General features: G+C 71.8%; 12 protein-coding genes. 8 read left to right on the forward strand and 4 right to left on the reverse strand.

Features of this window, described 5'->3' with window-relative positions:
* Window positions 1-313: 313 nt before the first annotated feature.
* Both DI272_RS30575 and DI272_RS30580 read right to left on the reverse strand, forming a co-directional pair.
* The gene (locus tag DI272_RS30575) at window positions 314-1138 is read right to left on the reverse strand and encodes an RNA polymerase sigma factor SigF (protein ID WP_258314727.1); all 825 of its coding nucleotides are present in this window, start codon (window positions 1136-1138) and stop codon (window positions 314-316) included.
* 455 nt (window positions 1139-1593) lie between these two features.
* Window positions 1594-2079 carry a MarR family winged helix-turn-helix transcriptional regulator gene (locus tag DI272_RS30580; RefSeq protein WP_245694963.1) on the reverse strand — a complete coding sequence of 162 codons (486 nt, stop codon included), beginning with the start codon at window positions 2077-2079 and terminating at the stop codon, window positions 1594-1596.
* Between the two features lie 147 nt (window positions 2080-2226).
* Between DI272_RS30580 and DI272_RS30585 the strand changes: the two genes are divergently transcribed.
* From DI272_RS30585 to DI272_RS30615, 7 genes are all read left to right on the forward strand, one after another.
* A complete protein-coding gene (locus DI272_RS30585; RefSeq protein ID WP_109501130.1) occupies window positions 2227-3420 on the forward strand; it encodes a PP2C family protein-serine/threonine phosphatase in 1194 nt (397 codons plus the stop codon).
* Window positions 3421-3529: 109 nt separating this feature from the next.
* Window positions 3530-4426 carry an STAS domain-containing protein gene (locus DI272_RS30590; RefSeq protein ID WP_109498422.1) on the forward strand — a complete coding sequence of 299 codons (897 nt, stop codon included), beginning with the start codon at window positions 3530-3532 and terminating at the stop codon, window positions 4424-4426.
* On the forward strand, window positions 4423-4842 hold the full coding sequence (locus DI272_RS30595; RefSeq protein ID WP_109498423.1) for an STAS domain-containing protein: 420 nt from the start codon (window positions 4423-4425) through the stop codon (window positions 4840-4842). The genes DI272_RS30590 and DI272_RS30595 overlap by 4 nt, the downstream gene beginning before the upstream one ends.
* Window positions 4842-5285, forward strand: coding sequence for an ATP-binding protein (locus DI272_RS30600; protein WP_109498424.1), 444 nt, complete (start codon window positions 4842-4844; stop codon window positions 5283-5285). Before DI272_RS30595 ends, DI272_RS30600 begins: the two co-directional genes overlap by 1 nt.
* Window positions 5243-6352, forward strand: a complete 1110-nt coding sequence (locus DI272_RS30605) for an ATP-binding SpoIIE family protein phosphatase (protein ID WP_258314728.1) — start codon at window positions 5243-5245, stop codon at window positions 6350-6352. The genes DI272_RS30600 and DI272_RS30605 overlap by 43 nt, the downstream gene beginning before the upstream one ends.
* Window positions 6349-8106: a PP2C family protein-serine/threonine phosphatase gene (locus DI272_RS30610; RefSeq protein WP_109498425.1), complete on the forward strand. Its 1758-nt coding sequence runs from the start codon at window positions 6349-6351 to the stop codon at window positions 8104-8106. Before DI272_RS30605 ends, DI272_RS30610 begins: the two co-directional genes overlap by 4 nt.
* Before the next feature lie 99 nt (window positions 8107-8205).
* Window positions 8206-9384, forward strand: coding sequence for a PP2C family protein-serine/threonine phosphatase (locus DI272_RS30615; protein ID WP_109498426.1), 1179 nt, complete (start codon window positions 8206-8208; stop codon window positions 9382-9384).
* A gap of 27 nt (window positions 9385-9411) precedes the next feature.
* Here DI272_RS30615 and DI272_RS30620 read toward each other — a convergent pair whose 3' ends face one another.
* Complete coding sequence (locus DI272_RS30620) at window positions 9412-9921, reverse strand: MarR family winged helix-turn-helix transcriptional regulator (protein ID WP_109498427.1); 510 nt, start codon at window positions 9919-9921, stop codon at window positions 9412-9414.
* Window positions 9922-10153: 232 nt separating this feature from the next.
* Window positions 10154-10588, reverse strand: coding sequence for an ATP-binding protein (locus DI272_RS30625; RefSeq protein WP_109501132.1), 435 nt, complete (start codon window positions 10586-10588; stop codon window positions 10154-10156).
* Window positions 10589-10795: 207 nt separating this feature from the next.
* Between DI272_RS30625 and DI272_RS30630 the strand changes: the two genes are divergently transcribed.
* Entirely contained in the window at window positions 10796-11161 is a 366-nt protein-coding gene (locus DI272_RS30630) for an STAS domain-containing protein (RefSeq protein WP_258314729.1), read from the forward strand.
* Window positions 11162-11415 lie beyond the last annotated feature (254 nt).

Here is an 11415-nt window from a genome sequence, read left to right on the forward strand (position 1 = left end):
CCGTCACACAGACTCGGGAGCTGATATCGCGCCCAAGGCCGTTGGCTTCGGTGAGGTGATCGGGGGCGTGATGGGAGAGGGGAGACGGGCGAACGGAGAGCGGCGCCGTAGGCGACCGCGTGCCACGTTCTCGACTGCCGGAAGCGGGCATCACGTAGGTGCTTGCTGCGCGGGCCGCGACGCGGCACACAGCCCGCGAGGGGGCGGGTGCAGTTGTGAACGGGCGCAGGCCATGGTGCCCTTCGCCCTCCCGACAGCCAGGCCGCGGACCAGCTGTCGTACCGCGAACCAGGCCGTCGGGCCCCGCCTCGTGTCAGTCCGCGTCGAGCATCTGCGCGCGCAGGCCGGTCAGGATGCGTGAGATCAGGCGGGAGACGTGCATCTGGGAGATGTTCAGGCGCTCACCGATCTGCGCCTGGGTGAGTTCCTCGACGAAGCGCAGGTGGAGGATGAGGCGGTCCCGTTCGCTGAGGTCGGCGATGAGGGGCGCGAGGGCGTGGTAGTCCTCGACGAGGGCGAAGTCGGGTTCCTCCTGGCCGACGAAGTGGGCGAGCGTCGCGTTCTCCTCGTCGGGGTCGTTGCCCACGGCGGCGTCGAGGGACGCGGACGTGTAGCCGTTGGCCGCGATCTGCGCCTCGATGACCTCGTCCTCCGTCAGGCACATCAGCTCGGCGAGTTCGGAGACCTTGGGGGCGCGGCCGAGACGCGACCCGAGTTCGTCGACGGCCTTGGCGAGTTCCGAGCGGGCCTCCTGGAGGCGGCGGGGCACATGCACCGACCAGGAGGTGTCCCGGAAGAACCGCTTGATCTCCCCGACGATGTAGGGGACCGAGAAACTGGTGAACTGCACGTCACGGGAGACCTCGAAGCGGTCGATGGCCTTGATCAACCCGATGGTGCCGACCTGGATGACGTCTTCCATGTCCTGACCGCTGCTGCGGAAGCGTTTGGCCGCGAAGCGCACCAGCGACATGTTCATCTCGATGAGGGTGTTGCGGGCGTACTGGTGCTCCGGGGTCCCCTCTTCCAGTACGGCCAACTGGTCGAGGAAAAGCCTGGTCAGCTCTCGGGCGTCCTGCGGGGCGACCTTTCGCGGCTCGGTGATCTGCGGCAGCTCTGCGGCAGCTTCCGTCGTCACGTGCACGCGTGTCGTCACAGTTGTCAGCCTTCCCTGGTCGCACAGCCTGCCCCTGCTGGGGCAGGACGTCTTGTCGGGGCGCGCTTACCCGGCTTCGGTCACTTCATGTCCCTCGTCGTCGTCCGGCGGCGAATTCGGCCGGGTGCCAACTGCCGTGAGGGGGCCGCATTCCGGCGGGTGAGGCGCATGCCGGGCGGTGTGCGACGGGTGAACGCGGTCTTCACGAGACCTTCGCCACAGCCCTAGGTCGCGGCAGTCGGGGTACTCGATCCACATGTCAAGAAAGAACACCGACCAACACTTGCCATTTGACAACTATAGTCGGCAGGCAACAAAGTAGCGGTGTCGGACGCGCATGGGGAAGGATCTTGAATGTTCCGGTGGGCGGGGGACTCTCCGTGCACTGATCCTCGGGACCCGTTCACGACGCGAGGTCCGGTGCCACGGCGGATCGCTCAGGCGGTCCTGCTGTCGGACGACTCGGCGTCGTCGTGCATCTGCAGGGCGGCTGCTTCGCAGAAGGCGTCCAGCCCCTCCATCAGTGCCGTCCGCTTGGCGGCGGGCATCTGGTCGAGGACCGCCCGCAGCACCTGCTCCCGGCGAGCGCGCAGGTCGACGAGGAAGGCGCGCCCCCGGCTGCTGAGGTGCAGCCGCACTTCCCGCCGGTTGGCCGGACTCACCACGCGCTCCACGAAGCCCGCGGCCTGCAACCGGTCGCACAGGCGACTGGTCGAGGGCGGTGTGGAGGCAAGGTGGTCGGTGAGGGTGCGCAGGTTGATGCCGTCGTTGTGTTCCAGGACGAACAGCACGCGCAGTTGGGACGCGGAAGCGGGGGCGGTCGAGGCGCGGCCCCACAGCACTTCCAGCAGTTCGCCGGCCGTGGAGGTCATACGGGCGACCTCGTCGGGCTCCGGGCGGGGGCGGAAGGCAGTCACAGTCACACTTTCGCAGGCACTGGGATGTCCGTCAGCGTACTAGGTGCGCGGGCGGGCCATTGAGGCATTGGGCGACGGTCGCGGCCGGGACGAGCGGATTCGCCGTCCGGTGGAGCCCGCGGCCTCCGGCAACAGATAGGTGTGTTTTCCATCGTGAACAGATTTGTGGCCGCTGAGCGCGCACTGCGCACGGCGGCACCCCATGCGTTGCTCGACGCTCTCCGCGCCGCACTGCTCGAGCAGTACGGCGCGGAGGATGTCGAGCTGTTCATGGCCGACTACGGACTGACCGTGCTCCAGCCGGTGTCCGTCCTGCCGCACGTGCTGGAACCGGTGTCGATGTACAACAGCCCGGCCGGCCGGGCCTTCGGTTCGCAGAAGCCGTACCGCGAGGACCTGCGGGAGGGGCGGGCGCGTCTGCATCTGCCGGTCAGCGTGCGGGGCGACCGGGTCGGTGTGCTGTCGGTGACGCTCGACGGCGGCGAGGACTCGCGGCAGTGCGAGGCCGAACTGCTGGAGATCGCCGATGTGCTCGGGCGCGAGGTCCTCGTGGCCGAACGGGACACCGATCTGTATCTGCAGGCGCGGCGCAAGGACCGGCTCACCCTGGCCGCCGAGATGCAGTGGCAGCTGCTGCCGGGCTGTGCCTGCACCCGCCCCGAATTCGCCCTGGGCGCTCAACTGGAGCCCGCCTACGCCATATTCGGCGACAACTTCGACTGGGCCGCCACGGCCGACCGGCTGACGCTGTACGTCACCAACGGCATGGGCGAGGGTATAGAGGCGGCCCTGCTGACCAACCTGGCCATCAACGCCCTGCGCAACGCCCGGCGGGCCGGCATCCCCATCGCCGACCAGGCGGCCCTGGCGGACCAGGCCGTGTACGCCCACTACCGGGGGCGCTGCTATCTGTCCGTCCTCATGTTCGACTTCGACCTGTCCACCGGACGGGCCGTCGTCGTGGACGCGGGCTCCCCGCAACTGCTGCGGCTGCGCGGCGGCACCGTGGAGCGCATCGACTTCGACGCCCAGCTGCCCCTGGGCATGTTCGAGGAGACCGACTACGTGGCCCAGGACTTCCACGTCGAGCCGGGCGACCGGCTGGTCTTCGTCAGCGACGGTGTCCACGCGGTGGCCTCGCCCAAGGGGGAGGCGTACGGCGAGGCGGCCCTGGCGCGGGCCATCCACTCCACCCGGCTGCTGCCCGCCGCCGAGGTGCCGCGCGCGATCCTGCGCGAGCTGACCGGCCACCGCGGCGAGGCGGCGGCGGACGACGACGCCCTCGTCGTCTGCCTGGACTGGCGCGGCCGGCCGGCCGGGCAAGGAGGCGCCGACCCTTCCTTGTGACGATCGCGTGTTGTTTGCCCCGCGCCCCCGCGATAACGTTTGCCATACGGCAATAATTCTCTGATGGCTTGCCGTACGGTCGGCCGCAGGGGCGCTCGACAGGAAGAAGATCTACGTGGTGGAGCACGAAACGGCCCCCGAAGTGGCAGAGCAGCTCAGTGAGTTCCTGAAGCGACGCCGTGAGCAGATCGCCCATCGATGGGCGGACGCCGCCCTGTTCAGCAATGTCTTCACCGTCTCCCGGGACGAGGCCGTCGAGGCGGGCCGGGCGGTGGTGGAGGCCTTGGCCGATGTGGCCCGCTCCGGCCGGCTGGAGGACATCGAGGCCCCCGGCTTCGACACCGTCAGGGACCAGCTGGGCCGTATGACCATCGCCCGCACCCAGGCCGGGTACAACCCCTCACAGATCGCCCGCGAGGTGGCGGGACTGCGCGCCCCCGTGGTCGCGCTGCTGCGGGCCGAGTTCGAGGACCCCGCCGACGAGCGCATGCACGCCTGCCTGCTGGAACTGACGGTCCTGATGGGCACGCTCCGGCTGGTGGTCCTGGAGACGACGATCAACGCCGGCGAGGAACTGATCGCCCGACAGCGCCAGCAGCTGCTGGAGGTGGCCACCCCGGTCATCGAACTGTGGGAAGGCGTCGTCGCCGTCCCCCTGATCGGGACCCTGGACAGCTCCCGCAGCCAGGTCGTCATGGAGAGCCTGCTGGAGGCGATCGTCGAACGGCGGGCCCGGTACGCCATCCTCGACATCACCGGCGTGCCGACCGTCGACTCGCTCGTCGCCCAGCACCTGATGAAGACCGTGGCCGCCGCCCGGCTGATGGGCGCGGAGTGCATCGTCTCCGGCATCCGTCCCGCCATCGCGCAGACCATCGTCCACCTCGGCATCGATCTCGGCTCGATCCTCACCCGGGCCGGGCTCGCCGACGCCCTGGCCTACGCGCTCACCCAGCAGGGCATCGCCGTCTCCGCCCGCCCGACGGCCGGAGTGGACTCACGGTGACCGACTTCCCCGCCATCCACCCGGAGCCGGTGCCGGTCCTGGCGTTGGGAGACATCCTCCTGGTCACCCTGCGGGGAGACCTGCACGACGGGGCGGCCGAACAACTCCAGTACGACATCACCCAGCGCATCGCGAACAGCCCGGTGCCGGTGGGCGGCGTCGTGATCGACCTGTCGGGCGTGGAGATCGTCGACTCCTTCCTCGGTCGCATCCTGGCCGAGATCGCCGCGAGCGCCCGCCTGCTGGCCACCCGGACGGTCCTGGCCGGCATGCGCCCGGCCGTGGCCATCACCCTGGTGGAGCTGGGCCTCACCCTGCCCGGCCTGGTCACGGCACTGGACGTCGACAGGGCCCTGGCCCTGTTGGGCCGCGCTCCCTCGGCGGCCCGGCCCGCTCTTCCGGAAGGGGGTGCGTGATGCATGCTCCGCTCACCCCGACCCCACGCCTGCCCATCGGCTCGGACGCCGACCTCGCCTGGCTGCGCCAGCATGTGCGGCAGTGCGCCGCAGACCTCGGCTTCGGGCTGGTCCAGCAGACGAAGCTGGTGACGGCGGCCAGCGAGCTGGCCCGCAACACCCTCGTCCACGGCGGCGGAGGGCATGTGGAGATCACGACGCTGGGGAACGGGGCGCGCCGCGGACTGCGGCTGTCCTTCGTCGACAACGGCCCGGGCATCCGGGACGTCGACCTGGCCCTGACCGACGGCTACACCACCGGCGGCGGGCTGGGCATGGGCCTGAGCGGTGCCAAGCGGCTCGTCCAGGACTTCGTCCTGGACACCCGTCCGGGCCTGGGCACCACCGTCACCATCACCGAATGGGTCACCGGCTTTCCGGCGCCCCGCCCGGGGGCGCGGTGAGCAGGGTCTGGGACGTCCCCGTCCCCGAAACCACCCGCGTCCGCGACGTCCGCGTCGCGGCCGAGAGCGCCTGCGGCGCCGCCGGACTGGACGCCCGCTCCACGGCCGCCGCGGCGCTGGTGGCCACCGAGCTGGCGACCAACCTCGTCAAGCACGCCAGCGGCGGCCGCATCGTGATCAACCTGACCGGGCCCGCCGCCACCCTCGCCGATCCCGCGTACCGTGTGCAGATCACCTCACTCGACCACGGACCCGGCATCGCCGACGTCCAGGCGGCCCTGCGCGACGGCTACACCACCGTCACCTCCTCCCTGGGGGCGGGCCTGGGCACCTGCCGCCGCCTGGCCGACGACTTCGACCTGCACAGCCGCCCGGGACAGGGCACCGTCGCCGTGGCGCGGATGGGCCCGGCCGCGGCGCGTCTGCCCTCCCGCCGACGACCGGCCGCCACGGGCACGGGCACCCGGGCCGGCGGCATCAACGCCTCCCTCGCCCACGACGAGTACTCCGGGGACGCCTTCGCCTGGGTGCGCTCCGGCCCCCGGATCACCCTGATGCTCGCGGACGGGCTCGGCCACGGCGCGAAGGCCGCCGAGGCGTCCACCGCCGCCGTGACCGAACTGCACCGGCGGGCCGACCTGCCGCCGGCCGACATCCTGCGGCACCTGCACACCGCCCTGCGCCCCACCCGCGGCGCGGCCGTCGGCATCGCCCAGCTCGACGAGGACACCCAGCGGCTGTCGTTCGCCGGAGTGGGCAACATCGGCGCCCGGCTCCGGGCCGACGGCGAGTGGCGGCCCCTCGTCTCGCACCCCGGCATCGTCGGCGCCCACTTTCCCGCGACGGTCCCGCGCCACGCATCGGCCTGGCGGCCCGACAGCCTGCTCATCCTGCACAGCGACGGTCTCCCCAGCCGCTGGATCCCTCCGCACGACGCCCGCCTGCTCGGCCACGACCCGGCCGTGACGGCCGCCGTCGTCCTGCGTGACGGCAGCAGTGCCGCGCGACCGCTGCGTGACGACACCACCGTGGCCGTACTGGCCCCCGACCTGGACGGACGTCCATGACCGCGACCCCAGACGTCTGGAAGATCACCTCGGTCGCCGACGCGGCCGAGGCCCGGGCCGCCCTCGACCGCGTCGTCACCGCCGCCGAGGTCCCGCCGGTGGAACGGGCCCGCTTCCTCACCTCGCTGACGGCGCTGCTGCGCCGCTGCCTCGAACGGCACGGCGACTGGGAACTCCTGCCCCGCATCCGGCAGGCTGCCGGGGGAGAGGCCGGTCGGCTCGACGTCACCGTGCGACCGGTCGCCTCGATGGCAGCGGACCCCGCGGACGAGCCCGTCCTCACCTGTCCGCTGCCCCGGCCGGCCGAGCCCACCCTCGACGCGGGCACACCGCTCACGGCGGCCCTGCTGCACTCCGACGAGCACACCGCGGCCGTCCTGAACCTCCTCGACGAACAAGAACGCCTGCTGCACCTGCACCGCGAGGAGCTGCACCAGACCAACCAGGGTGTCCTGGCCCTGCACACCGACCTGGAAGCCGCTTCCCGGGCCCAGCGCGAGCTCCTCGAAGCCGAGCGGGCCGCCCGCGCCGAAGCCGAGCGGGCCCGGCGCCTGCTGACCTTCCTCACGGACGCCAGTGCCGCCATCACGGCATCTCTCAATCCGGCCGCCATCCTGCGCAGCCTCGCCGATCTGCTCGTACCGGACTACGCGGACCACCTCGACGTCTGGCTCTTCGACGACGGGCAGGAGCGCAACGACGGGCAGGAACACAACGACGACGACCGTCCACAGCGGGTACGGCAGCACGCCGCCGCCGCGGTGACCGCGGCCCGCACCGGCCGGCCGCAGCACGCCGCCGCCCACCCCGGCGCGCTGCCCGGTGTCGACGACCTCCCGGCGTCCGCGCTGTCCCCGGACCGGCCGCTGCTGGCCATCCCGCTCGCGGCCCGGCGTCTGCTGGGCGTCCTCACCCTCACCGCCCCCGGCCCCCGGTTCGACCCGGACACCAGCGTCATGCTGGTCGAACTCGCCCGCCGCGTCGGTGTGGCCCTGGACAACGCCCGCCGCTACGAGCAGTACCGCGACACCGCAGAGGCCCTCCAGCGCGCCCAGCTCACCCAACTGCCGACCCTGCCCGGTCTGCTGCTGGCCGCGCGCTACCTGCCCGCCACCCGGGGCCTGAACATCGGCGGGGACTGGTACGACGCCTTCCTCCAGCCCGACGGCAGCCTGCTCGCCGTCATAGGCGACGTCACCGGCCACGGACTGCACGCCGCCGTCGTCATGGGCCAGCTGCGCACCGCGCTGCGCGCCTACGCGGTGGAGAACGACAGCCCCGGAGAGATCCTCACGCGCCTGCACCGCATGCTGGGCCACCTGCAACCGGAGCTGTACGCCACCGCGATGATCGCCCGGTTCCGGCCGGGCGATCCGGAAGTCGTCTGGGCCTCGGCCGGACACCCCCCGGCCGTGGTGCGTGGCGCGGACGGGTCGGTGCGGGTGCTGGAGACCCGGCCCGGCGTGATGCTGGGCATCCCGATGCCCTTCGTGTACACCGACCACCGCGTCGACCTGCCCGTCGGGTCCTCTCTCGTGCTGTACACCGACGGCCTGGTCGAGCGGCGGGCGCGCGGCATCGACGCGGGCATAGAGCGCCTCGGCCAGGCCCTGGGCGGCCTGAGCGGCCCGGAACTGGAGCAGGACCCGCAGGCCGCGGCGGACGCCCTGCTCAAGCCCCTCCTGCACGACTCCGAACGCGACGACGACATCTGCCTGCTGCTGTGCCACACCGTTTCACCGGCCGGGCAGTGAGGCGCACGTTCGCGCGCAGCCGGCCCCTTCCGGCGTGAACCTGCTGCGGCCGGACCCCCTCGGGTAGCGTGAAGGCCACCAGGCGAGAGGGCGGCTGCCGTGAATGCCTCTGAACCCCTTCCCTCCGTGGAGGCCCGGCTGCGTGCGGCTGCCCCGCACCGGCTGGTCGCCACTGCCCGCCGGGTCCTCGCCGAGCGGGTGGGAGCCCGGGACGTGACCCTCCTGCTCGCCGACTACGGCCTCTCCGCCCTCCAGCCGGTGTCCGACCTGCCGGACACCGGCGCCCCGGTCTCCGCCCACGACGGCCCGCAGGGCAGGGCCTTCCTCGAACAGAGCCCGGTCATCGAAGTCGTCGACCCGCCCGCCGGCCACCAGGTGCATCTGCCGGTCACCGTGCGCGGCGACCGCGTCGGCGTCCTGACCGTCCGACTGCCGGCACAAGCCGCCACCCCCGACATCGTGCTCCAGCTCGCCGACTTCGCGACGGCACTCGGCCACGAGGTCGTCACCGCCGGGCGGGACACCGACCTCTTCGTGCTGGCCCGCCGCACCCGCCGTCTCACCCTGGCGGCCGAGATGCAGTGGCAGTTGCTGCCGGGACGCGGCTGCGCCCGCGAGGAGTTCACCCTGAGCGCCCACCTGGAACCCGCGTACGCCATCGGCGGCGACAACTTCGACTGGTCCGCGGGCGCCGACCACCTGGTCCTCACCGTGACCGACGGCATGGGGCACGGCATCGAGGCGTCCCTGCTCACCAATCTCACGGTCGCCGCCCTGCGCAACGCCCGCCGCGCCGGCGTGTCGCTCGCCGACCAGGCGAGCCTGGCCGACCAAGCCGTGTACGCCCAGTACGGCGGGAAGAAGTACGCCTCCACCCTCCTGCTGGAGTTCGACCTGGCCACCGGCACGGTCCACGCGGTGGACGCGGGATCGCCCCAGCTGTTCCGCCAGCGCGCCCGGCACACCGAGAGGATCGAACTGGAGGCGCAGCTTCCGCTGGGGATGTTCGAGGAGAGCCTCTACGACGAGCAGACGTTCCAGGTCGAGCCCGGCGACCGTCTCATCGTGGTCAGCACCGGTGTGCACGGCACCCGTTCCGCCGCGGGCGATCTCTTCGGTGAGCGGGTGCTGCGCCAGATCCTCAGCGCGACCCGTGCCGCTCCGACGCACGAGGCCGCCCGCGCGGTCGTCGCCGGGCTGATCGAGCACCACGGCAGCAGCGAGCTGGCGGCCGACGCGGCCGTCGTCTGCCTGGACTGGAACGGCCGACCCCGCTGACCGGGCCGGGGGCCGGTGCCGGGGGCCTCAGGAGCCGGCGGCGGCGCCGCCCTGTTCGCCCTCCTGAGCCGACAGGAAGGCCCGCATGCCCCGGCTCAACGCCTCACGCTCGTCCGGTTCCATCGCCGCCAGGACCACGGCGAGCGCACGCGACCTGCGCACGGCCACCTCCACCAGTACCTGCCGGCCGTGACCGGTGAGGTGGAGCTGGACCTCGCGCCTCTTGCGCGGGTGCAGCACGCGTTCCAGCAGACCGGCCGCCTCCAGGCGGTCGCACAGCCGGCTCGCGGTCGGCAGCCCTATCTCCATGGCCTCTGCCAGGGCGGTGAGGTTGAGTCCCGGTCCCGACTCCAGAATGCGCAGGGCCCGCAACTGGTGCGCCGACAGCCGCATGCTCGCCTCCTGCCCGGCCACCGACCACAGGTGCGACAGCCCGTCCACGGCATCGGACATCTCCAGTGCCAGGGACAGAGCCTTCTCGCCCGGGCTGCCCGCGCCGCCCGGCTGGTCGTGTCCGAAGCCGCCGAGTCGACTCACGACCCGGCAGCTTTCAGCGATCGCCTGCGCATACGAATACCACCCTCATCCAAACGCGGTACCCGGAGCGTCGCCTGGCAAGCACCGCACCCGAGCCATCGTAGGGACACATGCCGGACGGACGAATGGTCCCGCCCGGCAGCGTTTGTCGTGCGGAACCTACGCGCGTCGCCGCCGCGCACCACACGGCGGCGCCGGAAGACGCCCCGTCGTCCCGGTCCGCGGAGCCGTGTCAGCCGCCGAGGCCCGGCACCGCACGGTCGAGCAGGGTGAGCCGCGCGGTGATCCGTTTGCCGACGGGCTCCCGATGCGCCTCGAAGCCGTGGACCACGGCCATGACGATCTCCAGTCCGTGCTGCCCCACTCTCCCGGCATCGGCGGTCCGTGCCGCCGGAAGCGCCGGATCGGTGTCCCACACCGTGATGTCCAGCCATTCCTCGGCGGCGCGCAGCTCCAGCATGACCGGCCCGGGCGCGTACTTCAGGGCGTTGGTGACCAGCTCGCTGACCACCAGCTGCGCCAGGTCCAGAGCGCGTGCCGACACCGGCAGACCGTGCTCGGAGTGAGCGCGTGCCAGGAACTCCGCCGTCCTGGCCCTCGCGTCGGCGATGCAGCCGACCGCCCCGTCCAGGGCCACGGCTGTCTCGACCGGCGCTTCTTCCGACATCCAGGAACACTCCTTGCGCGGGACGGGCTCCAGGACGGCGGTCTGCGGTACCCCGTTCATGAGCGCGCGCCTACCCCTGAATTCCCGTGTTAGTCCTGTGCCGCACCTTCACGAACGAGCCCGTCGACAGGCATCGTGCACCCGGTGACGGGGCAGCGTTGGCAACGAAGGCGTGGCCCGGCCCCACCGAGCATGCAGAGGACGCGAGTGGCAGAGAACCAGAAAGCAGCGGGTCACGGCCGTCTGTCCGTGGCCCGGACCGACGCCGACGGCGTCACGGTGCTCAGTCTCGACGGCGAGGTGGACCACCACAGCGTGGGCGCCCTGGCCCGGGCCCTGCCGCCGGTGGACGTCAGCACCGCGCCCCGGGTCGTCGTCGATCTGACCCAGGTGGCGTTCATGGACTCCAGCGGGGTCAACGCCCTGATCGCCGCCCATCAGGCCACCGTGGCCGCACGGGGCTGGCTCCGGCTCGTGGGCGTACGAGGTGCGGTGCTGCGCACGGTGCAGCTGGTCGGGCTCGATCTCATCGTTCCCTGCCACCCGAACCTTGAGAGGGCTCTCGAGGAGTGACCCGAGGACCGCGGAGGCAAACTTTTCCCAGTGCCCAGGAGATGCTTGGTCATGCCGTTTCGGCGGCACGGGATGCGGGCAGTCGGGAGGCTCCGGTCAGGCTTTGGTTGTCGCGTGACAACTGAGTTAACCTTCACCGGATTTCCTCATCGTGCGCGGCCGTGAAGAGCGGAAACGCGGACGGTGGCGGGGCCGGTCACGGCCCGGCGCGGTTCCGAGTCCTCGGAGTGGGGGCTCTTGGGGAGCGGAACGAG

The sequence above is a fragment of the Streptomyces sp. Act143 genome (genome assembly GCF_003143935.1).
Taxonomy (GTDB): Bacteria; Actinomycetota; Actinomycetes; order Streptomycetales; family Streptomycetaceae; genus Streptomyces.

Bases quoted from the DNA above. Each gene is read 5' to 3' on its own strand.
- DI272_RS30600 (WP_109498424.1), top strand. From the start codon at position 4,842: ATGCATGCTCCGCTCACCCCGACCCCACGCCTGCCCATCGGCTCGGAC.
- DI272_RS30605 (WP_258314728.1), top strand. From the start codon at position 5,243: ATGGGTCACCGGCTTTCCGGCGCCCCGCCCGGGGGCGCGGTGAGCAGG.
- DI272_RS30610 (WP_109498425.1), top strand. From the start codon at position 6,349: ATGACCGCGACCCCAGACGTCTGGAAGATCACCTCGGTCGCCGACGCG.
- DI272_RS30625 (WP_109501132.1), bottom strand. From the start codon at position 10,588: ATGTCGGAAGAAGCGCCGGTCGAGACAGCCGTGGCCCTGGACGGGGCG.